At 44.9% G+C, this 25,631-nt stretch carries 22 protein-coding genes; 15 read left to right on the forward strand and 7 right to left on the reverse strand.

What is annotated here, in order from left to right; genetic code table 11:
• The 8 genes from ACXAD4_RS07360 to ACXAD4_RS07395 all read left to right on the forward strand — a co-directional run bounded on the left by ACXAD4_RS07360 (position 1) and on the right by ACXAD4_RS07395 (position 9,395).
• Entirely contained in the window at positions 1–1,086 is a 1,086-nt protein-coding gene (locus tag ACXAD4_RS07360) for a microcin C ABC transporter permease YejB (RefSeq protein WP_475240142.1), read from the forward strand.
• A complete protein-coding gene (locus ACXAD4_RS07365) occupies positions 1,086–2,108 on the forward strand; it encodes an ABC transporter permease (protein ID WP_107297724.1) in 1,023 nt (340 codons plus the stop codon). The genes ACXAD4_RS07360 and ACXAD4_RS07365 overlap by 1 nt, the downstream gene beginning before the upstream one ends.
• 2 nt (positions 2,109–2,110) lie before the next feature.
• Positions 2,111–3,697 (forward strand): ABC transporter ATP-binding protein, encoded by a 1,587-nt coding sequence (locus ACXAD4_RS07370; protein ID WP_475240144.1) that lies wholly within the window; start codon positions 2,111–2,113, stop codon positions 3,695–3,697.
• Between the two features lie 227 nt (positions 3,698–3,924).
• Complete coding sequence (gene zwf / locus ACXAD4_RS07375) at positions 3,925–5,424, forward strand: glucose-6-phosphate dehydrogenase (protein ID WP_475240147.1); 1,500 nt, start codon at positions 3,925–3,927, stop codon at positions 5,422–5,424.
• A 5-nt stretch (positions 5,425–5,429) separates the two neighbouring features.
• A complete protein-coding gene (gene pgl / locus ACXAD4_RS07380) occupies positions 5,430–6,143 on the forward strand; it encodes a 6-phosphogluconolactonase (protein WP_475240150.1) in 714 nt (237 codons plus the stop codon).
• A 12-nt stretch (positions 6,144–6,155) separates the two neighbouring features.
• A complete protein-coding gene (gene gnd / locus ACXAD4_RS07385) occupies positions 6,156–7,604 on the forward strand; it encodes a decarboxylating NADP(+)-dependent phosphogluconate dehydrogenase (protein ID WP_475240152.1) in 1,449 nt (482 codons plus the stop codon).
• Positions 7,605–7,852: 248 nt separating this feature from the next.
• The gene (locus ACXAD4_RS07390; RefSeq protein WP_475240155.1) at positions 7,853–8,296 is read left to right on the forward strand and encodes a hypothetical protein; all 444 of its coding nucleotides are present in this window, start codon (positions 7,853–7,855) and stop codon (positions 8,294–8,296) included.
• Complete coding sequence (locus tag ACXAD4_RS07395) at positions 8,274–9,395, forward strand: porin (RefSeq protein ID WP_475240157.1); 1,122 nt, start codon at positions 8,274–8,276, stop codon at positions 9,393–9,395. The genes ACXAD4_RS07390 and ACXAD4_RS07395 overlap by 23 nt, the downstream gene beginning before the upstream one ends.
• Before the next feature lie 55 nt (positions 9,396–9,450).
• Here the strand turns inward: ACXAD4_RS07395 and ACXAD4_RS07400 are convergent, their stop codons facing one another.
• The 5 genes from ACXAD4_RS07400 to ACXAD4_RS07420 all read right to left on the reverse strand — a co-directional run bounded on the left by ACXAD4_RS07400 (position 9,451) and on the right by ACXAD4_RS07420 (position 15,976).
• Positions 9,451–10,557 (reverse strand): patatin-like phospholipase family protein, encoded by a 1,107-nt coding sequence (locus tag ACXAD4_RS07400; protein ID WP_475240160.1) that lies wholly within the window; start codon positions 10,555–10,557, stop codon positions 9,451–9,453.
• Positions 10,558–10,708: 151 nt separating this feature from the next.
• The gene (locus tag ACXAD4_RS07405; RefSeq protein ID WP_475240162.1) at positions 10,709–11,623 is read right to left on the reverse strand and encodes a LysR family transcriptional regulator; all 915 of its coding nucleotides are present in this window, start codon (positions 11,621–11,623) and stop codon (positions 10,709–10,711) included.
• Between the two features lie 147 nt (positions 11,624–11,770).
• Complete coding sequence (locus ACXAD4_RS07410) at positions 11,771–14,524, reverse strand: cation-translocating P-type ATPase (protein WP_475240164.1); 2,754 nt, start codon at positions 14,522–14,524, stop codon at positions 11,771–11,773.
• A 151-nt stretch (positions 14,525–14,675) separates the two neighbouring features.
• Positions 14,676–15,506, reverse strand: coding sequence for a magnesium transporter (locus tag ACXAD4_RS07415; RefSeq protein WP_475240167.1), 831 nt, complete (start codon positions 15,504–15,506; stop codon positions 14,676–14,678).
• A gap of 47 nt (positions 15,507–15,553) precedes the next feature.
• On the reverse strand, positions 15,554–15,976 hold the full coding sequence (locus tag ACXAD4_RS07420; RefSeq protein ID WP_475240170.1) for a hypothetical protein: 423 nt from the start codon (positions 15,974–15,976) through the stop codon (positions 15,554–15,556).
• A 439-nt stretch (positions 15,977–16,415) separates the two neighbouring features.
• On the opposite strand from ACXAD4_RS07420, the gene ACXAD4_RS07425 reads away from it, so the two are divergent.
• From ACXAD4_RS07425 to ACXAD4_RS07445, 5 genes are all read left to right on the forward strand, one after another.
• Entirely contained in the window at positions 16,416–17,501 is a 1,086-nt protein-coding gene (locus ACXAD4_RS07425) for a baeRF10 domain-containing protein (protein WP_475240172.1), read from the forward strand.
• 100 nt (positions 17,502–17,601) lie between these two features.
• Complete coding sequence (locus ACXAD4_RS07430; RefSeq protein ID WP_222549053.1) at positions 17,602–17,991, forward strand: hypothetical protein; 390 nt, start codon at positions 17,602–17,604, stop codon at positions 17,989–17,991.
• 29 nt (positions 17,992–18,020) lie between these two features.
• Positions 18,021–18,920 (forward strand): cation diffusion facilitator family transporter, encoded by a 900-nt coding sequence (locus ACXAD4_RS07435; protein WP_475240175.1) that lies wholly within the window; start codon positions 18,021–18,023, stop codon positions 18,918–18,920.
• Between the two features lie 440 nt (positions 18,921–19,360).
• Positions 19,361–20,902, forward strand: a complete 1,542-nt coding sequence (locus ACXAD4_RS07440) for an alanine/glycine:cation symporter family protein (protein ID WP_222549055.1) — start codon at positions 19,361–19,363, stop codon at positions 20,900–20,902.
• A 313-nt stretch (positions 20,903–21,215) separates the two neighbouring features.
• Positions 21,216–21,701, forward strand: coding sequence for a 2TM domain-containing protein (locus ACXAD4_RS07445; protein WP_475240178.1), 486 nt, complete (start codon positions 21,216–21,218; stop codon positions 21,699–21,701).
• 86 nt (positions 21,702–21,787) lie between these two features.
• On the opposite strand, the gene ACXAD4_RS07450 is transcribed toward ACXAD4_RS07445, so the two are convergent.
• Positions 21,788–22,369 (reverse strand): cytochrome b, encoded by a 582-nt coding sequence (locus ACXAD4_RS07450; RefSeq protein WP_475240181.1) that lies wholly within the window; start codon positions 22,367–22,369, stop codon positions 21,788–21,790.
• A 966-nt stretch (positions 22,370–23,335) separates the two neighbouring features.
• On the opposite strand from ACXAD4_RS07450, the gene ACXAD4_RS07455 reads away from it, so the two are divergent.
• Positions 23,336–23,887, forward strand: a complete 552-nt coding sequence (locus tag ACXAD4_RS07455; RefSeq protein WP_475240183.1) for a phosphoribosyl-AMP cyclohydrolase — start codon at positions 23,336–23,338, stop codon at positions 23,885–23,887.
• 83 nt (positions 23,888–23,970) lie between these two features.
• On the opposite strand, the gene ACXAD4_RS07460 is transcribed toward ACXAD4_RS07455, so the two are convergent.
• On the reverse strand, positions 23,971–24,621 hold the full coding sequence (locus ACXAD4_RS07460; RefSeq protein ID WP_475240185.1) for a Crp/Fnr family transcriptional regulator: 651 nt from the start codon (positions 24,619–24,621) through the stop codon (positions 23,971–23,973).
• 155 nt (positions 24,622–24,776) lie between these two features.
• On the opposite strand from ACXAD4_RS07460, the gene ACXAD4_RS07465 reads away from it, so the two are divergent.
• Positions 24,777–25,586 carry a MerR family transcriptional regulator gene (locus ACXAD4_RS07465; protein WP_475240188.1) on the forward strand — a complete coding sequence of 270 codons (810 nt, stop codon included), beginning with the start codon at positions 24,777–24,779 and terminating at the stop codon, positions 25,584–25,586.
• Positions 25,587–25,631 lie beyond the last annotated feature (45 nt).

The raw sequence follows: 25,631 nt of genomic DNA on the forward strand, positions 1-25,631 counted from the left end.
ATGTCGGCATATATTATTCGGCGTCTGTTGTTGGTGATCCCTACCTTGTGGGCGATCATCACCATCAACTTCTTTGTCATTCAAATTGCGCCAGGAGGACCGGTTGAACAGGCAGTGGCTCAGCTTGAAGGCCATAGCTCCGGTATCATGGAGCGTTTTACCGGTGGCGGGCAGGAAGTTGGATCGCTAGAGCCTTCTGAAAACGGCTCCGGTTACCGAGGCTCTCGCGGGCTGGATCCTGAAGTGGTCGAAGCAATCAAGAAACAGTTTGGCTTTGATAAGCCATTGCACGAGCGTTACTTCGATATGCTCAAGGATTACGCCACATTCAACTTTGGCGAGAGCCTGTTCAAAGGCGGTAATGTGATCGACTTGATCATTGATCGCTTGCCAGTCTCTATCTCACTAGGGCTTTGGAGTACGCTAATCATTTATTTGGTCTCTATTCCATTAGGGATCGCCAAGGCTATCAAACATGGTTCGCGGTTCGATGTTTGGAGTAGTGCGGTAGTGATCGTTGGCTATGCTATCCCCGGTTTCTTGTTCGCGATATTGCTGATCATATTTTTTGCCAGTGGCAATTATTTTAGTTGGTTCCCGTTGCGCGGGTTGGTGTCGTCCAATTTTGACCAGCTGAACTGGTACCAGCAGATCATCGACTATTTCTGGCATTTGACACTGCCTATTCTGGCGATGGTTATTGGCGGCTTTGCCACTTTGACCATGCTTACCAAAAACTCCTTCCTAGATGAAATCAATAAGCAGTACGTGGTCACTGCCCGCGCCAAGGGGCTTGATGAGCGCAGCATTTTGTACCGCCATGTTTTCCGTAATGCCATGCTGATCATCATCGCAGGCTTTCCGGCGGCCTTTATCAGCATCTTCTTCACAGGGGCGATGCTTATCGAGGTGATGTTCTCTCTTGAAGGGATAGGATTGTTAGGGTTTGAGTCGACCATACAGCGAGATTACCCGGTAGTATTTAGCTCTTTGTATATCATGACGCTACTCGGGCTGTTGCTGAACATTATTTCGGATATTACCTATACATTGGTCGATCCACGGATAGATTTTGAGGCACGTTAGTGAAACTTAACCCATTAACCAAGGAACGTTGGGCGAGGTTCCGCGCTCACAAGCGGGGCTATTGGTCATTATGGATCTTCTCGATCCTGTTTTTCTTCAGCTTGTTCGCAGAGCTGGTTGCTAATGACAAGCCGCTGGTGATTCAGTTTGAATCGCAGTGGTATTTCCCCATTGTCACCCCTTACTCAGAAACCGAGTTTGGTGGTGAGTTTGATGCTGAAGCCGATTATACCGACCCTTATGTGGCGGACTTGATCGAGGCTGACGGCTTTATGATCTGGCCGCTTATCCGCTTTAGTTACGACACTATCAATTACAACTTGTCTGGCCCGGCTCCGTCGCCACCGGATAGTGTTAACTGGCTTGGTACGGATGACAAAGGGCGTGATGTGCTAGCCCGCATCATATATGGCTTTCGTATATCTGTTTTGTTCGGGTTTGCGCTTACCATTATTTCTACTGTGATTGGTGTCATCGTTGGTGCTAGTCAGGGGTATTACGGCGGATGGGTCGATTTGTTCGGTCAGCGCTTTATTGAAGTATGGTCCGGCATGCCGACGCTGTTTTTGCTGATCATTTTATCCAGCTTTGTTGAGCCTAATTTCTGGTGGCTGCTTGGCATCATGGTGCTGTTTAGTTGGATGGGACTAGTCGGAGTGGTTCGTGCCGAATTCCTTCGGTGTCGGAACCTTGATTATGTCAGGGCTGCCCAGGCGATGGGCGTCGGTGATGGACGTATTATGTTACGCCATATGCTGCCGAATGCTATGGTGGCGTCACTCACAATGATGCCATTTATTCTTAGCGGCTCGGTAACGACACTAACGTCACTGGATTTCCTTGGCTTCGGCCTGCCAGCGGGTTCCCCATCATTAGGTGAACTACTGGCTCAGGGCAAAACTAACTTGCAAGCGCCGTGGTTGGGCTTATCTGCCTTCGTTGTCCTTTCAATCATGCTGAGTTTGCTGGTGTTTGTCGGTGAAGCCGTGCGTGACGCATTTGATCCCCACCATCAGAGGTAACCATGTCTCAACCTATTATTACTATTGAAAATCTGTCGGTGGGCTTTCAAAGTGGAAAATCAACCAATCAGGTAACCTACAACGTTAGCCTGGATATTAAACGCGGAGAAACCCTTGCGCTGGTGGGGGAGAGTGGATCGGGAAAATCGGTAACAGCCAATGCGATTTTACGCTTACTGCCGAAATCATCCACCCGTTATCTCAGCGGCCATATTCATTATGATGGCATCGATATGATGCGTTGTAGTGAGCGGGAAATGCGTGGTTTACGGGGTAACCGCATTGGTATGATCTTTCAAGAGCCGATGATGTCTTTGAATCCACTGCATAAAATTGGCCGCCAGTTGTGTGAAATCCTCGCTATCCACCGTGGTACTCGGCAGCGAGAAGCGCAGAAGAAAGCGCTGGAATGGTTGCAGAAAGTCGGGATCAGAAACCCAGAAAAAAGATTGGAATCTTATCCGCACGAATTGTCAGGTGGTGAGCGCCAGCGGGTAATGATAGCGATGGCGCTTATTAACGAGCCGGAACTGTTGATTGCCGATGAACCGACAACGGCACTGGATGTTTCGGTACAGGCGCAGATTTTGGATTTGCTCAAAGATCTACAGCGTGAAATGGGCATGGCTATGCTGTTTATCACCCATGACTTGAGCATCGTTCGAAAAATTGCCGATCGTGTTGCGGTGATGCAGATGGGGCGTTTGGTGGAAACCAACACCATGACTGAAGTGTTCGAACGGCCGCAAGATCCTTATACCATCAAGTTGATCAACTCCGATCCAAGTGGTGAGCCGGTCCCTGTTGATATGGCAGCGGCACCCATGTTCGAGGTAAAAGACTTGCGGGTGTGGTTTCCTGTCAAAGGTGGGGTATTAAAGCGCGTTAAGGATCATATCAAAGCGGTGACCGATGTGAGCTTTTTACTTCGTACAGGCCACAGTGTCGGTTTGGTGGGGGAGAGTGGCTCGGGCAAGTCGACAACAGGCATGGCGATTCTCAAATTGCTGGAAAGTACCGGTGAAATTTTATACCGCGGAGAAGATATCTCGGCGTTTAATCGTAAACAAATGTTGCCCATACGCAGCAAGATGCAAGTGGTTTTCCAAGACCCGTTTTCAGCCTTGAACCCGAGAATGTCAGTGGCACAAATTATTGGTGAGGGGCTAAAAGTTCATCAAAACCTAACGCCAGAGCAGGAAGACAAGGTCATTTGTGATGTGATGCGAGATGTAGAACTCGATCCCGAAACACGTCATCGCTATCCAAATGAATTCTCTGGTGGTCAGCGCCAGCGGATCGCTATTGCCCGTGCTCTGGTGCTGAAACCGGCGTTTATCCTGTTGGATGAGCCAACATCTTCGCTAGATAGAACTGTTCAATTTCAGGTGCTTACGTTATTAAAAAACCTACAGCAAAAGTATAACTTAACCTACCTCTTTATTAGCCATGACCTCCATGTTGTGAAGTCGCTTTGTCACTATACCCTGGTGCTTCGCCAAGGGCAGGTGGTTGAACAGGGGGAAACTCAAACCCTGTTTAGTGAGCCGCAACAAGAGTATACAAAGCAATTAGTTGCCTTGTCTTAGGTGGTAGTACCAGACAAATGTAGCTGGGATGTTATGTGCTTCTCATACATAATGAGGCGCCCAAAAGGCGCCGTTCTCATTATCGACTAAAATGTGACCAATTGAAGGTTTTACCTATCGCTGCGATAGGGAAAACCTTCTGGTGCTTTTTAGCCGTGTTGATAACATTCACAACACAATAAAATGAATAACTTGTCCTGATGGATTCAGGCGAGTGGGAAAGCATTATGGTTAAGCCTGAAAATAATTGTATCGTCATCTTCGGGGCGTCGGGTGATCTGACTCATCGTAAGTTGATCCCAGCCTTTTACCACCTATTCGCGAATGGATTGCTGTCTGAAGAATTCGCTATTTTGGGGGTAAGCCGAACTCACTACTCTGATGATGAGTTCCAGCAGAAATTGAAAGATTCGCTGACAGCCAACGAAAAAGTTGACCCTCAGGTGCTTGATGCTTTCTGTCAACGCCTTCATTACCAAGCCATTGATACCAAGAATGTAGAAGATTACGCCAAACTGAAATCTCGTTTGGATGATATCGAGCAGAAGTATCAAACTAACAGCAATACGACCTTCTACCTGGCGACTCCGCCGAGCCTCTACAGCGTTATTCCAGAGTGCCTTGCAGCTCATGGCCTCAACAGTGAAGAAAACGGCTGGAAACGCCTGATTGTCGAAAAGCCTTTCGGTTACGACTTGGCAACTGCCGAGCAGCTAGATAAAGATCTACACGCCCATTTCCAAGAGCACCAAATCTACCGTATCGACCATTACCTAGGTAAAGAAACAGTCCAAAACCTATTGGTGTTCCGTTTTGCCAACGGTATGTTCGAACCGCTTTGGAATCGTAACTTCATTGATTACGTTGAAATCACAGCGGCTGAATTCCTTGGCGTTGAAGAGCGTGGTGGTTATTACGACGGGGCTGGTGCCGTTCGTGATATGTTCCAGAATCACTTGTTGCAAGTATTGGCAATGGTAGGTATGGAGCCGCCGGCAGCGATTAATGCTGACTCGATGCGTGATGAAGTGATGAAGGTATTCAAGAGCCTTCAGCCGCTTTCTGAAAAAGATCTGCAAAACAACTTGGTACTGGGCCAATACACCGAATCCGATGTGCGTGGTGATCACCTTGTGGGATACCGCGAAGAGCCGGGTGTGGCAGAAGACTCGCGTACCGAAACCTATGTTGGTTTGAAGATGTTTATCGATAACTGGCGCTGGAACGGCGTGCCGTTCTATGTGCGCACAGGTAAACGCTTGCCAACCCGTGTGACTGAAGTGGTTATTCACTTTAAGAAGACGCCTCACCCAGTATTTGGTGCAAACGCCCCAGAAAACAAACTGATCATTCGTATCCAGCCAGATGAAGGCATCTTGATGAGCTTTGGCCTTAAGCAGCCGGGTGCTGGTTTTGAAGCCAAAGAAGTGAGCATGGACTTCCACTACGAAAGCCTTGAAGAGACCCATATGCTAACCGCTTATGAGCGTTTGCTACTGGATTCGATGAAAGGTGATGCGACCTTGTTTGCTCGTACAGATGCGGTGAAAGCATGCTGGCAGTTTGTACAACCTATTTTGGACTACAAGGAAAACCCAGAGCACCTATACGGTTATGCCGCAGGTACTTGGGGGCCGAAAGAAGCCGATGAGCTATTGTCGCGAGACGATCGTGAATGGCGCTTCCCTTGTAAGAACCTGACCAACACCGACTACTGCGAGTTATAAAACTCATGAATTACCATGTATTTGAAAACTCTGATCAGGTTGTTCATGCATTGGCTAACAACCTGAAGGAATACAGTGAGCGTGGCCGACCTGTTCATATCTCACTGTCCGGTGGCAGCACCCCGTCTCAGTTGTTTGCATTTTTAGCGGGCTCTGAGTTTGCTCAGTCTATCCAGTGGCAAAATCTTCACTTTTGGTGGGGCGACGAACGTTGCGTTGCGCCAGAAGATGAGCAGAGTAATTACGGTCAGGCGAAAGCCTTGTTATTCGATCACATTGCCATCCCTGCTGAAAATATCCACCGTATTCGCGGTGAAGAGTTTGCTGCGATGGAAGCGATCCGTTTTGCCGAAGAGATGATTGCAGAAATCCCAGAAAAAGATGGGGTACCTGAGTTTGATTGGATCTTACTTGGCATGGGAACCGATGGCCATACCGCTTCATTGTTCCCAGGGCAAACGGACTACGACACAACAGAAATTGCAGCAATTGCTGCACATCCAGACACTCGCCAGATCCGCGTGACGAAAACCGCGCACTTGCTGGCAAACGCTAAACGTATTACTTACTTGGTACTAGGTGCAAGTAAATCGGCAGTGATCAAAGAGATCGCTGACAACGCACCGGCTGCAGAAGCATACCCAGCAGCTAAAGTCAGCTCAAAGGCTGGCACAACCGAGTGGTATTTAGATTCAGAGGCAGCCAAAGAGCTGGCATAAGGAGAGAAGTAAATGAAAGCTGATATTGGTGTTATCGGTTTGGCCGTGATGGGTCAGAACCTGATCCTAAACATGAACGATAACGGATTTAAAGTGGTTGCTTACAACCGTACTGTGGCGAAAGTTGATGAATTTTTGCAGGGTCCGGCTAAGGGTACCAACATTGTCGGTGCAACTTCTCTTGAAGATCTGGTTGGCAAACTAGAATCACCACGCAAGGTGATGCTGATGGTTCGTGCAGGTGCAGTTGTTGATCAGTTCATCGACAACCTAGTACCGCTGCTAGACGAAGGCGACATCATCATTGATGGTGGTAACACTAACTACCCAGACACTAACCGCCGCGTGGCAGAGCTACGTGAAAAAGGTATCCGTTATGTTGGTGCTGGTGTATCCGGTGGTGAGGAAGGTGCACGTTTCGGACCATCTATCATGCCAGGTGGCGATCCTGAAGCATGGCCACATGTTAAGCCTATCTTCCAGGCAATTGCTGCTAAAACCGATAAAGGTGAAGCATGCTGTGACTGGGTAGGTAAAGAAGGCGCAGGTCACTTTGTGAAGATGGTTCACAACGGTATCGAATACGGTGATATGCAGCTGATCAGTGAAGCTTACCACTTCATGAAAGAAGGCCTGGGTATGTCCCACGATGAGATGCAGACGACGTTTGCTGAGTGGAACAAAACTGAGCTAGATAGCTACCTGATTGAAATTACCGCTGACATTCTTGGCTACCGCGATGAAGATGGTGAGCCGCTGGTAGAGAAAATCCTTGATACTGCTGGTCAGAAAGGTACCGGTAAGTGGACAGGTATCAACGCGCTTGATCACGGTATCCCGCTAACGCTGATCACTGAATCAGTATTCGCACGCTGCCTGTCTTCACTGAAAGAGCAGCGCGAAGAAGCAGCATCACTGTTCAACAACCCAATTACAGCTGTTGAAGGTGATAAGTCAGAGTGGTTGGACGCACTTCGTCAGGCACTGCTTGCATCTAAGATCATCTCTTACGCGCAGGGCTTTATGCTGATCCGTGAAGCGTCTGAGTCTAACAACTGGGATCTGAACTACGGTAACGTTGCTCTAATGTGGCGCGGTGGTTGTATTATCCGTAGCGCATTCTTGGGTAACATTCGCGATGCTTTCGAAGCTAACCCAGAGCTTGCGTTCCTTGGTCTTGATAACTACTTCAAAGATATTCTTGAAAGCTGCCTACCTGCATGGCGTAAGGTTGTTGCTAAGTCATTCGAGACTGGCCTGCCAATGCCTTGTATGTCTTCGGCACTGACTTTCTTGAATGGTTACACGACTGCTCGTCTACCAGCAAACATGCTTCAGGCACAACGTGACTACTTTGGTGCCCACACTTATGAGCGCACTGACAAGCCACGTGGCGAGTTCTACCACACCAATTGGACAGGAACTGGTGGTGATATTTCTTCAACAACCTACGATGTTTAATTAGGTTATAAAGAATCACACGCATTGCTAATATTAAGGCGCTGAAGATTCAGCGTCTTTTTTTATAGAATTAAAAGCGATAAATTGCTTTAAGTGGTTCAATATATTGACGAATTAGCTGTCAAATAAAAGTCAAAAAACAATTAATAGATTTTATGTGACTTGAATCAAAATCAACAATGAATTGTTAATTGAATGAATTAATCCTGCCTACGATATTTCTATAGGAAATATCTGGGGCGTGTAATGTGACATTTTTATTGCAAAGAGTGTTTGGCTGTCTTTTATTTTTATTTATCGTTTTTTCTCCAACAACCTTGGCGGAGAGTTATGCCATTGTCACCTCTACACCGACACCGCCTGCAGAAAAGCTCACCAAAACCAAAGCAAAACTCCTTTTTTCTGGCAAGGTTCAAACAATTCCAGGGATTGGGAAAATAGAATTAATCGACTTCCCTTCTGGTAGTGAATACAGAAAGGAGTTTTATCAGAAAATCTTAAGGAAGAGTGAGGGGCAGATGAAAAGGATTTGGTCATCGATTGCTTTCTCAGGCAGAGCGAAGCCACCAACAGAGATGAAATCTGATGATATTGAATTGGTGCATCAGTGGCTGGAGCAAGAGCCATCTGCCATAGGGTATTTGCCGATAAGCCAAATAGGAGGGCTCAATGTACTGCTTGAAATACATTAGTACTGCGTTGTTGCTGTTTTCCTCTTTAGCGGTAAAAGCGGTTGAATTACCTGATTGGTTGGCTATATCTGGTTTTGCTTCGGTCGCCGCGGCAAAAAGCGATAATGACACGCCATATTATTACACCCGCAATATTACCGACGAGTGGTGTTTTGATTGTGACACCATAGTGGGTTTACAGGCCGATATTTTCCCCACAGACTGGCTTCATGCCTCAGCGCAGCTTGTAAAACGTCCATCAGATAATTTTAGCGATCCGGATCTGGAATGGGCCTATATTTCCGTTGAACCTATTGCCGACTTGAAAATACGTGCTGGGCGATTACGTTCACCGACGTTTATGTATTCCCAAGTGGTGTTTGTTAACCAGGCTTACCCTTGGGTAAGGCTTCCTGCTGAGGTATACGATACCACCGGTGGTTTTACCCGCTATGATGGCATCGATGGCTATTATACCTTGGTATTGAATGATAGTTTGCTGCTTCAGGTACAACCTTATGCCGCATTTGAAACGTCGATTGATGATAATGAAATTAACAATACTTACTATGATGTTGATCTGAAAGAACTCTATGGCTTGCGGTTGGATTTAGAGAGTGATGTTTGGAGCGTCTATCTCAACTATTTCGAAGCTAGGCTCGATATTACAACGGTCGAAAACATTATCCCTATCGAGTTTAATGACTTTGGTGTTCCCATTAAATTTGGCAAGCTTTCCGTTCCAATAGACAGTAAAACTTGGTCATATGGCCTGAAGTATGAGTGGCAAGATTTTACGGTTATCTTTGAAGGGACAACCAGTAAAGATGCTCCTTGGGGGGGCTATGTTTCCTTGCTGTATCATTACCACGATTGGACGCCGTATGTCGTTTACGGTAAAAGAACCGGTGGGGAAGAGGGCAACAAGGATAAGTCTGATAGTTTTAGTTTGGGGGCAAGGTACGACATATTACCTAATTTGGCAGCGGTCGCAGAGTGGCATTATACCAAAGCCAAAGGTGATTCGAGAGGTAGTTTCACATACCCAACAGGGCAAGAGCCAGACGACCGCTCGGCAAATATTTTTACCTTGGGCTTGAATTATAGCTTTAACCTCTAATTTATATGGAATCCCGAGTCAAAGGCACGCTATGAGCGTGCCTTTTTTATCATTGTTATGAATAGACTTGTGGAATATAGTCAGCCAAAAACTCAGATGCGCACATTTTGCCGTGGGAGTAATCTTCCAGGATATCATTACGGCTACTCAGCAAGGTTTTGCTTTTCAAGCGACGTTTGGGAGCAATGCGATAGATGAAGCTATCTTCAGGAGGTGAATCTAAAAAGTCATCAACAATGGCTTGATTATCAAATAAGGTGACGAGTAACTCCAGCGCTTTGGTATTGGAAGGGTCGAAACCAAACCGCTTGGCATGTATCGAGACCAAGTGAAGTGTATCTTCTAAATAAGTGCCCCAACTTTGTTTCTCTTTTTGCTCGCTATCGACCCCATTCTGCGAATTGGATAAAGCCTTTATTCTTTGATTGATAATTCTTTCAAGCCTGCGTTCATAGTACTTTGCTTGTTGTCTTCGCTTATTGTAAAGGTGTTGGCAATGGATATGTTCAAGGCTCTCTTGCAACAGTTTTCGAGAATGGAGTATCTGCTTTTCGTTTAACTGCTTGTTATCATTTTCAAGCGGCGAGGTTTGAATAACCACAATACGCTTGTATCCTCTTTTATAAGCTTTAATCACAGGGGTGTTGGCAGCAATCGCACCGTCTATCCATGTCTTTCCATCTATTTCGACTTGTTGCTGGTATAGGATTGGAATGGCGCATGTTGCGCGAAGTACGTCATACCAATTGTCGGTAAAAATAGGGTAATAAGCGTCTTGAAGTGACTCCGAATCAGTCAGACAGGCTAATGCTTCTCTCGAATTAAGCTTTTCTTTACCTTTTTCAATTTGCAAACTGTCTTTGGTCTCCATCATGGCCTTAAATGCCCAGTCAAGATCCATCTGCTGTTTACGCTTGATAAACTGCTTGAGGTTGAAAAAGCGGGACTTGGTCGTGAAATTCAAAATAAAGTTCAATCCAAAGCCGCTTTGTCCTGTGACATAAGGAGATATATTCAATGCGCCGGCTGATGTGCCGACATAAAATGAAAACGGATTGAAGTTATACTTCATAAACTGGTCAAGCACACCAGCGGCAAAACTGCCCTTTTGTCCTCCCCCTTGAACCACAAGGGCATAATTGCTTGGCTCATCAAATGCCATGGTTAAACCTATTCAAAACGATACGTTACTACTGGCAGGTAACACTGCAAAATAAACAAAATTGTAGAGTCTTGAATGGTGCTAGAGTCAATTGGCATTGCCGTTATAAGCTGTTCAAATCATTACGGTGGTATGTCTCAACTCACATTGTCTATGGATTGAAAATAGCGGAGATAGTGTTGTGTAAATAACGATACAGCGGGTGATTCCTGTTAGTCTGGAGGTAACCCCCATAAATAGTAAACTCATTGAACTGGTGGCTCAACGGAGGGGCAGGATAATGGGTTACTCCCTCAAAGTTGCTCGCCGTGCTAATGCTCGAGAACATAATCGCATCAGTCTCTGATACCAATTGGCAAGCTGCCTGGATATTGTAGGAGCGCAAAAGAATATTAGGGGTAAGATCCCTACGTAAATACTCGACTTCGATGCTGGTTAGTGGGGTATTTTGTACCGGAGGTGGCAGGATCACCAATGGGAGCTCAGCAATTTCATCCCAGTCGTAACTTAGGCTCAATATCGGGTGGTTTTCCTTGGCAATCAACACGGTTTTTTCGCTAAACAGCGGCTTGAGATAGATGTCTTGCCCTAATTCCATCTCGTTATCGACAATACAATAGTCAAATTTGCCGTTGAGCATTTCTTCCAAGCTGTTTTCATCCCAGTTGAAAAAAGAAAATGAGGCATTAGGTAGCGCCTTGTAGAGTTGGGATATCAGTTTGGCTCCTTGCTCTTCGTAGTAGACCGAATCTGCTACTATTGAAATGTTGCCATTGAAATCTTCACTAGAAAACTCGGCAAAGTCCTCCAGTACGTCCTGAATTGGGCTAAGCATATCATCAACAACGGCTGCCAGTTTGATTGCCATTGCTGAGGGTTCGATGCCATGGGCCTTGCGGACAAAGAGCATTTCACCAAATACTTCTTTAAGGCTTGCTAATCCTCGGCTTGCTGTCGCTTGGGACATACCTAGTTGTTCAGCAGCAAGTTTGGTGCTTTTTTTCTCGACCAGTGCTTTTAGTAGACGCATCAAGTTGAGGTTAAGTTCGTCTAGGCGAGTTTCCATAATTAGCCTTGAAGTTATTGAAATCGTTTTGCTGTTATTAACAATAGCGGAAATCATGGCCACTTTCAGTAGTCAGTGATTGTCTATCCCGCTAAGTTCTAAGAGAAAAACCGCAGCAAGTATGCTGCGGTCTTAAGCCTTTCTTCTTTACAGAAGCTTGGTCTTGGTTAGCTCTTTGATGGCTGACAGGATGAAAGTCATTCCCCCCGAAGCGGCAACAATCATCATCAAGTGGCTAAATTCCAATGGGCGGGTGTGGAATACCAGTTCGCCAAATGGGCTATATACCAAAGCTAGCGACAAGCCGCCGGATACGGCGATAGCCAACAGCAGGTACTTATTGGTAAACGGGTTCTTGCGGAACACCGTGGTGAAAGTACGGCTATCGAACAGGTGCCACAACTGCGAGAAAATCAGCGTCAGGAAGGCAACGGTTTGTGCATAGTAGGCGCTGTATCCTGCGTTTAGTGCCATCGCAAAGCCTGCGTAACTAAGTGCACCCAGTGCAAGGCCACGGGTTACGATGCGGTGGCCAAGTCCTTCGGAGAAGAAGCCCTGGTTACGCTTGCGCGGCTTCCTTTCCATAAGATCTTTCTCTTCCGGTTCAACACCCAGGGCAAGGGCCGGTAGGCCATCTGAAACAAGGTTGACCCAAAGGATCATCAGCGGTGTCAGTGGCAAAATGGCATCGGGACCCATCAACAAGAACGCGAACAGGATAACCGATACTTCACCGACGTTGGCGGTCAATGCCTGGCGGATAAACTTACGTAGGTTATCGAAAATCTGACGTCCTTGGCGGACGGCTTTAACGATGGTGCTGAAGTTATCATCCAGTAAGATCAGGTCGCCCGAGTCTTTGGCAACAGACGTACCAGTAATACCCATGGCAACACCAATATCAGCACGGCGAAGGGCTGGTGCGTCATTCACACCATCACCTGTCATCGAGGCAACCTCGTTGTTCTCTTGCTGGGCTTTTACTATACGTAGCTTGTGCTCAGGGGTCACACGGGCAAAAACAGCAACCTGAGGACAGATCTGTTGCAGCTCTTTATCATCGAGTTGGTCAAGCTCTGCGCCTGTTACAACCCTGTCGTTTTCGCTACGGATGATACCAATATCACGGGCAATAGCTGCTGCAGTTGCAGCATGGTCACCAGTGATCATCACGGTACGAACACCGGCCTGGTAACACTGTTCTACTGCATCACGGACTTCCGGACGCGGTGGATCCATGATGCCATAGATACCAAGGATATTGATGTCTTTCTCAAGCTCCGGGTAATCTAACTCCAGTTCAGCTTTTGTGAGTTCACGGAAGCCGACAGCAAGGGTACGAAGGGCTTCACTACCAAATTGGGCAATGGCCTGCTGGAAATCAGCTTTGATTTCCATAGAAGCACTTAGGTCATACCCCAGGTTTCCTTCTGATGCAGTCGGAGCTAGCGGGATATATCCCTTGTCAGTCATAAAGTTGGCTGACTTGTTCAGGACAACATCCGGTGCGCCCTTGAGTGCCAAGAAGTGGTTACCTTCTGGGTCACGAACGATAACTGATGCCATCTTACGGGCAGAGTCAAATGGGAACTTCTTGACGATCTTATAACCGGATGATTCAAGCAACTCCGATTGTTTTAAACCGGCTTTGGCTGCTGCCACAATCAATGCACCCTCTGTAGGGTTACCACGGACTGTCCAGTTACCTTCGGCATTGATGTATTCGGCATCGTTACACAGCGTTGCAACCATCAGGCCTTTGATCATCGCAGGGCTGTCAGCCACATTCAGCTTATGGCCATCAGGGATAAACTCACCCTTTGGATCAAAGCCTTTACCAGACACATTCCAGTAGCGGCCTGATACATCATAAGCCTTCATAACCTGCATCTGGTTTTGGGTTAGGGTACCAGTTTTATCCGAACAAATAACCGTTGTTGAGCCCAGTGTTTCAATTGCTGATAGCTGCTTGGCAAGGGCGTTGTTTTTGACCATCTTGGTTGAGCCCATCGTCAATACGATAGTCACAACCGTAGGCAGGCCTTCAGGGATAGCGGCAACAGACAAGGAAATACCGGTTGTCAGGATATCCAGCCATGGCATGCCGTGGTACAAACCAATTCCACAAACAAGTGCAACAACACCGAGGCCAACGAACAGCAACATCATTGCAAGCGTATCCATACGGGCCTGCATTGGTGATTTTGTTTCTTCGGTTTGGTTCATCATATCGGCGATATGACCTACCTCAGTATCCATACCCGTGGCAGTAACCAGGCCAAGACCGGTACCTGTGGTGACAATGGTGGTCATAAAGCCCATGTTTTTCTGGTCACCAATACCAACAGACGGGTCATCAATTGCTTCTATCGTTTTATTGACAGGCTCAGATTCTCCGGTAAGGGCTGCCTCGTCGATAGATAGGCGGTTTGCTTCAAGCAGCCTGACATCGGCAGGTAAAATATCACCAGTATTGATTTTGATGACATCACCAGGCACTAGCTCTTTTGCAGCCACACTGATCCATTGGCTATCGCGGAAAACCTCAGCCTTTGGCGCAGCCATATCTTTAAGCGCTTCCATTCCTTTTTGGGCTTTGAATTCCTGCCAGAATGAAATACCTGTGTTGATTAGGATGATCACGGCAATAGCGATGGCATCAATTAAATGCCCGGTAACCCATGAAACAATGGCACCAATGGCAAGAATAAAGACCAATGGGTTTTTATATTGCTCTAAATATATCTTCCACCCAGGTGTAGCCTGCTTGTCAGATATTTCATTCGGGCCGTAACGCTCAAGGCGAGATTGTGCTTCAGAGCTTGAAAGTCCTGTGTCTTTGCTACTTTCAAGGATCTCTAGAGAATCAGAACTCTTGATGGAAAACCATTTAGTAATCATGTAATTGGCTCCCATTCGAGTGGTTACATTGAGAGCAAGTATTTTTCATCATGTGTTTTACTTATTGATAAGTGTGGGTGTAGCAGTGCTGCAATGCCTGATAAACTCCGGCAAAGTGGCACCAAGTTAATAAAAAATTTAAGGTTTGGAGCTAGCTAATACCCAAGGTGGCATTGACCACCGAGAAATAGATCCACATCCCTGAAATATCGACAATTGAAGCGAGCATAGGGCTTACCAGTACAGCTGGGTCGAGCTTAAAGACCCTTGCAATAATAGGTAGCACTCCGCCAAGTGTTGTCGATAAGACTATTTGAATAAATAAGGCCATTGCGATAGCCAACGCGATATCGGAGATATAAAAGTCGCCAAGGCTGGTGACATCACTGAATATCAAAATACGTACAACAACGACTGAAGCAACCGCGGCAGCCAGAACGAGACCGACTCTAAATTCCTTCAAGGCGACCCGAAACCACTGCCTTTGCTGTACCTCACCGGTTGCCAGCGCTCTGATGACAAGCGTCGCGGCTTGCGAGCCAGTGTTGCCACCTGCTGCAGCAATAACGGGCATATAAACCGCGAGCAATACCAGTTGGCTCAGTGTGTCTTCGTACTGGGCAATAATTAATCCTGATACGATCCCCAGCAGGGCAAGGGTGACGATCCAGCCGATTCGCTGCAGTACGTGCTCGCTGACAGAAGTCGTAAGGTAATCACGGTTGGTTTCAGCCTCGGATAGGATGATCCCCAATTGAACCGCAATATGTCTGGCACGTTTGCTATGACCAATTAACTCTAATTGCTCGATTAAATGCTGTACTTGACCATGTGGGCAGTGCTGTAAAACGTTGATAACATGTTCAATGTCTCCCGTGACCAAGTACTCAATTTGTTGTTGGTCATCAAAGTCCAGGAAGCGTATCGACTGAACATCAATGTGATGTCTTGAATAAAGAGGTGTATCTATATCAGTATTCATTTGGGGCCATCAAAATTTAGTAATGGTTTCAGCTTGCCGTTAAAGTATTAATTGCCAATCGCAAAATGTTTTGGAGAGCTATTTTCAATTTGGAGCATATTTAATCGAACAACGTGGTCAAAAAAATCACTTTGCCAAAATTGACAAAGTTGATGAATACTACCGTTACCAATGACATTTAAGGCAGTTTCGTTGGTAATTGTTGATAACCTTTTCAGTGATTGGCTAGCAAGGCAAACCTCTGCAATATAAGCACTTTCTTCAATTTGCTGATAGCCGATGACAGTATAAACATGCTCGTGTTTGGTTTTAAAAGCATTATAAGTTGTAGTATCCGGGCAGAATTTACCGAATAAGTGATTCTGTTCAATGTCAGCAACAAAATCTTTAATTTGCCTATTTTTCATAATGTGCTTTCTAGCTAACAGCGTAAGTGTAAATACGGTGCCTAAAACAATAACATAAGCCATGGGACCTCAAATTTATTGAAAACAGATAATAATCAAAGAAATTAAAATAAAAAACAGACAAATAAAATAGAAGCGAAATTCATGCATCTGCAAAAAAATCACTTTTAATCGATATTTTGAGTCGTTTCTATCGGGCTGATGTCGATAATGCTAAGTGGAATAATTTCAAAGTGAAGGAAATTGAGATATTCAAAATTGAATATCACTGTTTATTGGAAGTGATTTTGCTTGTTTATCTTGCCGTTTTGATAACTTTACTTTCCCTGTGAAATATTATGTAACACTTGTCGGTTTTTTTGTTTGTTGACTCTCGTGTCATTCGAGACTTTATCATGCTCAGCGAAATTTGAGAGGTAACTACCTCGCCATAAAGTAAGTGGTTATTTGTACCCCCCGAATCAGCTTGCTTTAATTACATTGCGATTTAGAGAGACTTACAATGAAGAACAATATCCAAGATATTTTTGATGTTCTGAATAACTACATTAGTACTAGAAAAGCTCAGGATTCAGACATGCTATCCCTTTATATCAATATTGATATGAAGAACCCAGCGAACCACAAAGAGCGTCCTGCCTGGCTTATCGAAGTTAGAAACCAGCTTAGCGAGCTAGCTGAGAAATACGGTGATGATATTCTCACTGAAATCGACTCGGAACTAACTTGGAAAGCTGTCGAAAACCGGATTATCGACAAGGTCGAGTCTTTGGAGTTGAAAGGGCGTTCTATTGCAATTTTCACCGACTTTGAAGAAGATTTTGTGGTGCAGTTGCCACTGCCTGTGCAGACCAAAGCATACTACGGTATCCCACAGGTAAAGCAGCTACTCTCTCTTCTTCATCGTTACGGAAAGTATCTCGTTATCCTTTTCTCTGAGACAGAGCATCGGATTCTCTCTGTTGATTTACCAGCAGAGTTGGAAGAGGGAGTATTGGAATCAGGTATTGATACAGGTGTGTTCCTAAGGCCTGGTGGCCGTAAGGCACGAACCCAAGCATCCGAAAGACGAGCGCTTGATGCAGAGCGTCGTGTGATCCGTGAGGCAGCTGAAGAGATCAATGCTTACTTCATGGAAAACAGCGAATTCGATCGCATTGTATTTGGTGGTAACTTGAAGATTGCTAACAGTGTCAGCCATGCATTGCACCACACTGTATCGGATAAGGTCGTTTCTATTGAGCCTATCCCGTTTGAAGCAACTCATAACCAGATCCTAGAAACGGTGAAGATGATTGCTGACGAACACGAGTCGTTGGACGACGTATATAAAATGAAGCAACTTATCATTCGCCGCGAAACATGCGGAAGGGCGGCAGTGGGTAAAGAGGCTGTTCTCGAAGCTCTGTCTTTGGGCCAGGTAAAAACGCTTTATATTCCGTACCCGATAGAGAGTGATGAGTTTGACCAGTTACTGATCAAAGGGGTACAGGCTGGTGCTGATATCGAGCTTGTCCATGGGGAAGCGGCACAAACGCTGAATTACTTAGGTGGAGCAGGCGCCACTTTGTATTACACGTTCGACTAAGTATCGGTTTTAGTTGTTAACTTCATATTGATTTATATTGTTTGAAATAAGGGTAGCCACAATAAATCCATTCAGCGTTTTATTGTGGCTATTATTTAAAATGTCAAAAGATTATTACAAGGCTTGTATCTCGTCTTTAACAGAAGAAGAGCTTTCTGCAATCATTTCTCTATATGCATTGGAATATCACCAAGGTGAAGCTGCTTATGTGGTTGATGAGAATATAGGTGTCTGGTTATCTGATTTAAACTTTGAAGAACTTCCTTGCTATAAAAATACGCTGGGTATCTACACAATTGAAGAGTCTGTGTTAAAGGCATTGATAAGCAAAGGTCTGTTGACGGCAAGAGAAATGGGCACTAGTGATAAAGGCTCATGTGGTCAGCTGTTTTCCAGTTATCAAATTATCCCAAAAGCGAAGTCAAAAATACGTTCTTGGCTAGCACTACATGAAGTCAAATTGCCGATATTGGTTGATTATAACTATTAATGCCTAACAGGCTTAAGGCATAGATTCATATGCAGGAACAAAGATTAATTATCATATCCATTGCAGTTACCTTCTTCTTTTCTGTGTTGGGTATTGTATGGGGAATATTGGCTGATTCCAGTATGATTACCTTTGATGGTACTTATTCCCTGATCAGCGTCGGCCTCAGCGGCCTGTCTCTTATTGTTTTAAAGCTGGTGGCACAATCATCGGAATCGGTTAATTCTAAGTTTCCGTTCGGAAAAGCCCATTTCGAGCCCATGCTGATAGTGTTCAAGTCGCTTACCTTGATAGGAATGTGTGCCTACTCATCGGCAGGCGCAGTATCAGACATTATATCGGGGGGCGCACCAGTTGATCCCGGCCCCGCTATTTTATATGCCGGTATCAGCACAGTTGGTTGTGCAATTATTGCCTTCTTGTTGAGGGAGCGGAATCGACAAATAGGCTCTGCTATTTTAGAGGCTGAGAAGAACCAATGGGTAGGAGATTTGTTACTCAGTCTTGGTGTGCTGGCAGGATTTACTGCAGCACTCTTGCTGAAAAATACTCAATGGGGTGTGTTTGTCGATTATGCTGACCCAGTGATGGTACTGGTTGCCTCAAACTTGTTTATCTTTTTGCCACTGAAAAGCATGCTGGCAGCAGGTAAGGAAATGATGTTGGTGAAAACCAACAACGAACTCCGAATTCCGATAGAGATTGTTGCCGCCGAGTATGCACAAAGACTCAATGCCACCTACAAGTTGAGGATGGTCTCTATAGGCAGGGAGCTGAACATCGAACTTAACTTTTTAATGCCACCTAATGATGCGCTTACTGTTAAAGATATGGACACGATTCGCAGTGATATTGCTAAGGTTGCTGACACGCTCAAGAGCAAGCATTGGATTAATGTTAGCTTTACATCTGATCCTGCTTGGGCTTAGCAACGTGATTTGGTTAATTGTCGCTACAGGGTAGTGGTTAGCCTTCAATATAATTGACCAGCATGATAAGTGCTGGTTTTTTCTTTGGTTTTTGAATTCAATCAAGTTCATATCTCATGTTCAACCCCTTTTCAAAACCGAGTTGGCGTAAGTCGGAATGAGGTTAGGCGGCAGCGTAAAATTGTGAGCAAACGGGAATTTTTGGGTTTGTTTGCTTGGTTTTTAAACAGCTAAATAACATTTCCGTAGCAATGGAATCAGATAAATCGACCCAGATCACGCTAACTGGTAGGAGCTTTCTCTGCTTTATCGCGATACCCTCCAATTTATGGGCTGTAGATCACGCTAAATTGCATGATGAAATAAAATATTTAACAATAGGGTTACAATGTGATTATTATACTGACGAAGCATTAACCAATCATACAGGGAGTTTTTTAATGCAGTCGTTAGTAGATTTTCTTAATGGAATAATTTGGAGCCCGGTGCTGATTTATCTGTGCCTGGGCGCAGGTCTGTTTTACTCCATTACCACCCGTTTTGTTCAGCTTCGTCACTTCCGTGAAATGTGGCGCCTACTGTTATCCGGTAAAAGTTCCGCTCAGGGTATTTCCTCTTTCCAGGCATTAGCCGTTTCCCTTTCTGGGCGTGTTGGTACAGGTAACATTGCAGGTGTTGCTGCGGCAATCGGTTTCGGTGGTCCGGGTGCGGTATTCTGGATGTGGGTTGTTGCTTTCCTTGGTGCAGCAACAGCATACAGTGAATCTGCATTGGCGCAGATTTATAAAGAAGAAGATGAAGATGGCCAGTTCCGTGGTGGTCCGGCTTACTACATTGAAAAGGCGATGGGGCAGAAGTGGTACGCGTGGATCTTCGCAATTGCTACAATCTTTGCCTGTGGTGTGCTTCTTCCTGGTGTACAGTCAAACAGTATCGGTAATGCGGTTGAAGCGGCATTTGGTCCAGGCCAGATGATTGAGACCACTATTGGTACAATCAGCCTAGCGAAAATTGTAACCGGTACTTTCGTTTCAATTATCCTAGCCTTCATCATCTTCGGTGGTGTTAAGCGTATTGCGAGCTTCACCCAGGTTGTTGTTCCCTTCATGGCGCTAGCCTACATCGTTATTGCTTTCATTATCATCCTACTGAACATCAACATGGTGCCAAGCATCTTTATGATGATTGTCGGTGATGCCTTTACGCCAATGGCGGGTGTCGGTGCTGCAATCGGTTGGGGTGTGAAACGTGGTGTTTACTCTAACGAAGCGGGTCAGGGTACAGGTCCTCACGCTGCAGCGGCTGCTGATGTACAGCACCCGGCGCAACAGGGTCTGGTACAGTCTTTCTCAATCTACATCGATACACTGCTAGTTTGTTCTGCTACTGCGTTCATGATTCTTATCACTGGTGCTTACAACGTACACGGTGGTGCAGAAGGTGCGTTCTTAGTCCAGAACCTAGCGGCAGACATTGGTGCTAACGGCCCAGTCTTTACCCAGATGGCGATTGAAAGTGCAATGCCTGGTATCGGTAAACCGTTCATTGCCTTTGCACTGTTCTTCTTTGCCTTTACTACCATTCTTGCTTACTACTACATTGCAGAAACCAACATTGCTTACATCCGCCGTACAGTGAAATTCCCGGGTATGATGTTCGTGCTGAAAGTCATCCTAACGGTTGCTGTGTTCTACGGAACAGTGAAGACGGCCAACCTTGCTTGGGCGATGGGTGATGTGGGTGTTGGCCTGATGGCATGGCTAAACATTGTGGGTATCTTGATCATCTTCTTCCTATCGAAGCCAGCACTTAAAGCGCTGAAAGATTACGAAGAACAGCAGAAAGCTGGCGTGACAGAATTCACTTTCGACCCTGTTAAGCTTGGTATCAAGAATGCTGATTTCTGGGAGAAGAAATTCCACGGTAAAGTATCTTCAGAGCAAACTGATGGAGATGCAGAGCCAGTGAAGACAACGGTTTAAACAGCACTCTTCTCGAACTCAAAATCTAAATTAACGAAGGGCCATTGGGTATTACCCAGTGGCCCTTTTCTTTTCATCTCGTTACCAAGAAAGTTGTGAGCCAGTATGGGATATCTGATGAGGTATACATAAATAATTGCTGGCACAATAATACTTAGCGTCAAAAGCTAACGTAAAGACCTGTCATTTTGATGACATTAGCTACTATAAGTGATTGAAAAAATAGTGATGTCAGGTGACTGTCGGGTTTGTGTCGTTCTTTTTTGCCATGAAGAAAAGTACGGTTGATTCAAACAGCAGAAAGGATTCTACAATGATTGTCAGAAAGCTAAGACTACAACGTGGTTGGTCTCAAGAGCATCTCTCTGAGTTATCTGGTTTGAGTGTTCGGACTATCCAGCGTATAGAAAGGGGCCATAAGGCAGGGTTGGAATCGTTAAAATCATTGGCTGCTGTGTTTGAAATTCCAGTTACCGATCTTCAGGGAGAGCCAATTATGAACGAGCAAACACACACAAGCGAAAATACAAAAATCACCCAAGATGAAATGAAAGCTATCGAGCAAGTCAGGGAAATAAAAGGGTTTTACTCTCACCTGATCACTTATGTCATGGTGATCGCCATGTTGTTCGTCATTAACTTCATGACAGATCCGAGCTATATCTGGGCATGGTGGCCAGCGATGGGCTGGGGGATAGGGATAGTGTCACATGGCTTGAGCGCCTTCGAGGTATTCAACTTCTTTGGTGCTGAGTGGGAGAAACGCCAGGTTGAGAAACGGCTTGGTCGCAAGCTCTGATTGCCGATTGGAATTTGGTATTTGGTAAAGCTTTATAAAAAGAGACTGGCGGAGACCAGCCTCTTTTCTTTGACGCGTTAATGAGCTTAGTTCTGTGTTGCAGAGTGTTGGATGCCTTTTCCTTTTTTGATGCGAAGCATGCGGGTCAGCGTATTATCTTTATCGATAAAGTGGTGTTTCAGTGCGCCTGCCACATGTAGGGCTAAGGTGATCATGACAATACGTGAGGCGTAGAAATGCAGGCTTTTACCTAAACTATTTACCCACTCAGTTTTTTCCCCGCCAGCAATAAGCTCAATTGAAAAAAATGCAACGGAATGGCCACCGCCTACGCTCATGATAATGCCAGATATAGGCATTAACAGGGTGCTTACCAGTAAGGTATAGTGAACGATTGCCGCGGCTTTTACCTGCCAATTTGCGCCTGCCTCTGTACCTGCGGTTGCACATTGGATAGGCCCTTCTTTTAACCGCCAAAGAACCCTAAGCAGGGCAACAACCAATACCGCTACCCCGAATGACTTGTGCAAGCCAAGTAATTCAAATTTTTCTGGGCTACGAGGCAAATCGACTAGGTAAAAACCAATGGCGAATGTCGCGATGAAGCTGAGTCCGGTCAGCCAGTGGAAGATAATGGTCTGGTTGGATAACGGTTGGTTGCTTTTCATTGGAATAGTCCTTTACTTGCTGAGCTTTATTTTTGGTATAAAGCCATTATTACTTAAGGGTTATTCAAGTTTTGTTAACTGAAAGTAAAGCTAGGTAAAGGGTAGTAATGAGGAGTAAAAGAGAAAGTCAGTATATTTGAATCCTGGGATAAAAACTGGTTTTTATCTTTCAAGTGACTGAAGTGCTATACAAGTATGTTGTTTTTAAATGTAATATCCCAAATAGCTCGTAAATCCCATAGGTATCTATGTCTTAATACTGAATGCGCAAACTAGAAAACTTAGCTTGTGCGCGTGCCAAAGAATCTTGCTGATTGCAAAAAAACAATCTAACTGATGAACACCAATGCTCAATGAAAAAAAAGCCCCAAGTGCAAAGGAGAGACACATGGGGCAAATCAGTCATTACAATGACCTACTTAGAACAAGGTACGAAAATTACACTTGACTTATATACTTGCCAACACGTGAAGATAATAAAAAAACCAAAAATAGTGACTGGATAACACTATTTACCTACTAGGATAAATTAACGCTAATAAATAGTTGGTGTAATTAATTATCTTCACTAAAGTTATAAATCAAACTGCAATATGGCTAGTCTAATATCTTGAACCATTCCAGAGTCAAGTGATATAGTAGAACAATATTCGATTTTTTGACTGTGTGACTTTTTCATCATTGAATTTACATTTTGAAGTGTAAGTTCATGTTTTGTATCGCAATGAAAGCCCTTGATACTTCCGAGTTTAAGTTTTCTACGTTTAAACGGTATTTCTGTACAGAGCCTGAAATATATTTCAACTCTGCTATTCGTTTTAAATAATTGTGGGTAGTTTAAGTTCACGAACCAAAGTTAAGTTTACGAACCTAGAATTCAGAATAAACATCATTAAACATAAGGGTATTAATAAGTTTTATTTTCCCTTGGTTTTATGCCTACCACTTTTTATTTAGGTAACTATTATGAAATTTAAAACGATGATTAAAACGGTTGCATTACTCTCTTTCTCAACGTCGGCTTTCGCCAGTGTTGTTGTTAATCAAGCGGTGACAGAAGATGAAGTATTGGCTGCCCAGCATGGTTGGTGTCAGGCATTGGTTGATATCAGCACGACCTATACCGAAAATGGGCATGAAGCCGCTAAAACATTGGCAGAAGAAGTTATCGAGGGGGCCTATGCATATCAAATGGGGACAGTGCTATTCAAACCAACCCTGACGGTTAATCCACAAACTTTCCGCACCACGCCAGAAGGGGCATTGTCGTATTTTGTTGGGGGTGATGAGGCATTTCCACAGGACACGGGTTTTGCGCTAAAGAACTGGAAAGCCTGTGAAGTTGAAAACGCCGGTGTCTTCATCACAGGAAACAGTGCCAGCACAATGGGTAAAGTCCATTTCACTGATGGTGAAGGCAACCAGACCAGCGTAGATAAGACTTGGAAGTTTGTTAAAGATGATGCTGGTGCATTGCGTATCGCGCTGCATCACTCTTCACTTGAATATACCGAGTAATATTCATAGTCAGTCCAAACAACCTATGAAGAGCTACATGCGTGTAGCTCTTTATGGTTTAGCGACACGGCGATTTAGATTCTTTATCTGTGCTTCTCTTCTAGCAGCTCTAACACACCGTAGCTTTTTCTTGCGACAAGCCCTTTAGCTTCAAGCTTTTTGAGTGCACGGATAATTTGATATCGACTTGCTCCCATATAAGCCGCCAACTTTTCCTGTGTAATATCCACACAACGTGACGAGTCAGCTAAAGTATTGAGCTGAGCGAGTATACGCTCTTCAAGGGTATAGATGGTTCGTTGCTGATAAGTTTTATGCGCAAGCTTTATTCTGCTGCCTAAATTGCGGGCGATAAATTCATATAACTCTGCTTTTGGGACATTACTTTGCCTTAAGGTGGTATAGGAGATTTGCAGCTCAACAACTTCAGTGAGCGCCTTACTGAATACTCCTACCGAGCCCGGCTCTAAAAACTCAACTTCGCCTCGCCAGTTACCTGCGCTGAGTTCTGCCATGATGTACAGCATCCCATGCTGATCGACATAGTAAACCTCTACGTCCCCCGACAACATGACACAAATATCTGTCATCGCAACATTTTGGCCGACAATGATCGAGCCTTTGGGGTGGGTAGTAATTCGTCCAGATTCTTGAAATAGCTTCGTCAAGCTAGGATACAGTTTTGGGTCTAGGTACTTAGCTAGCTGTTTTTGATATTCGTCCGTTATACCCATCGCGATTCATCTTCGAAAGTGTCGGCTATCAGTGTTGATGTTTTAAAGAGTCTAACACGGTTTTTTAACTGTTTGTGCGATTCGCACAGAATTGAATTTTCGAGTGCCTTATTGTTTGTACGAATTAACAGACGTGTACAAAAGTAAGCATCCTTATGAAACTGTATCGAATTGGCCAAATCAGCAAACTGTATGATGTCAGCGTAGATACCTTACGCCACTATGAAAAAATTGGACTACTTGAGCCCGAGTACGTTAAGGATAACGGCTACCGTTACTATTCCAACCGGCAGATCTGGAAACTCAATGTCATCCGTACATTACGCCATTTGGATATTGGTTTACTGGATATCAAAGATCATTTAACGGATCGTACGATTGGTAAGAGTGAGTCGCTGATTGAATTGCAACTGGAAGCTATCGAACAACAGCAAGCGGAATTGCAGGGGCTGAAGCAAGATCTCCAGTTAAGGAAGCGGCATTTAGTAGCGACCAAGCAAACGCCAGATGATATGGAGATAACGCTGCGTACCTTGCCAGAAAGAAAGTGCTGGATTAGTAAGAAACAGGTCTCGTCTTTCTGGGATGTTGATCGTTTGCACAAGGAAATTGAAGCCGATAAATATGGTGAGGAAACTCGCTATACCGGTTTTGGTAATGCCGGTGCCCGGATTTCTCAGCGCCATTTTGATGCCGGAAATTATGGAACGTATGCTGAGAGCTTTATCTTGGATGATAATGGCGATTATACCTTGGAAGCTGGGCAGTATATTTGCCTTGATTTCTGGGGACACGACGAGATGGAAGATATCGTGCGTCATTACGATAGAGTTAAAGCCTATATGGCGGAAAACGGATTGACGATGAATGGCCCGGCAATCGAACTGTACAAAATCGATATCCATGAAACGGATAATCCCGATGAGTTTTTGACTGAATTACAGGTGCCGGTGAGATTACAATAGCGTGGTGCCAGTAGCTAAAAAATAAGGCAGCCCAATTGGCTGCCT

Source organism: Photobacterium sp. AWH4_225 (genome assembly GCF_056158405.1).

Bases quoted from the DNA above. Each gene is read 5' to 3' on its own strand.
- ACXAD4_RS07370 (WP_475240144.1), top strand. From the start codon at position 2,111: ATGTCTCAACCTATTATTACTATTGAAAATCTGTCGGTGGGCTTTCAA.
- ACXAD4_RS07435 (WP_475240175.1), top strand. From the start codon at position 18,021: ATGCAGGAACAAAGATTAATTATCATATCCATTGCAGTTACCTTCTTC.
- zwf (WP_475240147.1), top strand. From the start codon at position 3,925: ATGGTTAAGCCTGAAAATAATTGTATCGTCATCTTCGGGGCGTCGGGT.
- pgl (WP_475240150.1), top strand. From the start codon at position 5,430: ATGAATTACCATGTATTTGAAAACTCTGATCAGGTTGTTCATGCATTG.
- ACXAD4_RS07410 (WP_475240164.1), bottom strand. From the start codon at position 14,524: ATGATTACTAAATGGTTTTCCATCAAGAGTTCTGATTCTCTAGAGATC.
- ACXAD4_RS07450 (WP_475240181.1), bottom strand. From the start codon at position 22,369: ATGAAAAGCAACCAACCGTTATCCAACCAGACCATTATCTTCCACTGG.
- ACXAD4_RS07430 (WP_222549053.1), top strand. From the start codon at position 17,602: ATGTCAAAAGATTATTACAAGGCTTGTATCTCGTCTTTAACAGAAGAA.
- ACXAD4_RS07440 (WP_222549055.1), top strand. From the start codon at position 19,361: ATGCAGTCGTTAGTAGATTTTCTTAATGGAATAATTTGGAGCCCGGTG.
- ACXAD4_RS07405 (WP_475240162.1), bottom strand. From the start codon at position 11,623: ATGGAAACTCGCCTAGACGAACTTAACCTCAACTTGATGCGTCTACTA.
- ACXAD4_RS07400 (WP_475240160.1), bottom strand. From the start codon at position 10,557: ATGGCATTTGATGAGCCAAGCAATTATGCCCTTGTGGTTCAAGGGGGA.
- ACXAD4_RS07455 (WP_475240183.1), top strand. From the start codon at position 23,336: ATGAAATTTAAAACGATGATTAAAACGGTTGCATTACTCTCTTTCTCA.
- ACXAD4_RS07460 (WP_475240185.1), bottom strand. From the start codon at position 24,621: ATGGGTATAACGGACGAATATCAAAAACAGCTAGCTAAGTACCTAGAC.
- ACXAD4_RS07425 (WP_475240172.1), top strand. From the start codon at position 16,416: ATGAAGAACAATATCCAAGATATTTTTGATGTTCTGAATAACTACATT.
- ACXAD4_RS07415 (WP_475240167.1), bottom strand. From the start codon at position 15,506: ATGAATACTGATATAGATACACCTCTTTATTCAAGACATCACATTGAT.
- ACXAD4_RS07445 (WP_475240178.1), top strand. From the start codon at position 21,216: ATGATTGTCAGAAAGCTAAGACTACAACGTGGTTGGTCTCAAGAGCAT.
- ACXAD4_RS07395 (WP_475240157.1), top strand. From the start codon at position 8,274: ATGTACTGCTTGAAATACATTAGTACTGCGTTGTTGCTGTTTTCCTCT.
- gnd (WP_475240152.1), top strand. From the start codon at position 6,156: ATGAAAGCTGATATTGGTGTTATCGGTTTGGCCGTGATGGGTCAGAAC.
- ACXAD4_RS07420 (WP_475240170.1), bottom strand. From the start codon at position 15,976: ATGGCTTATGTTATTGTTTTAGGCACCGTATTTACACTTACGCTGTTA.
- ACXAD4_RS07360 (WP_475240142.1), top strand. From the start codon at position 1: ATGTCGGCATATATTATTCGGCGTCTGTTGTTGGTGATCCCTACCTTG.
- ACXAD4_RS07465 (WP_475240188.1), top strand. From the start codon at position 24,777: ATGAAACTGTATCGAATTGGCCAAATCAGCAAACTGTATGATGTCAGC.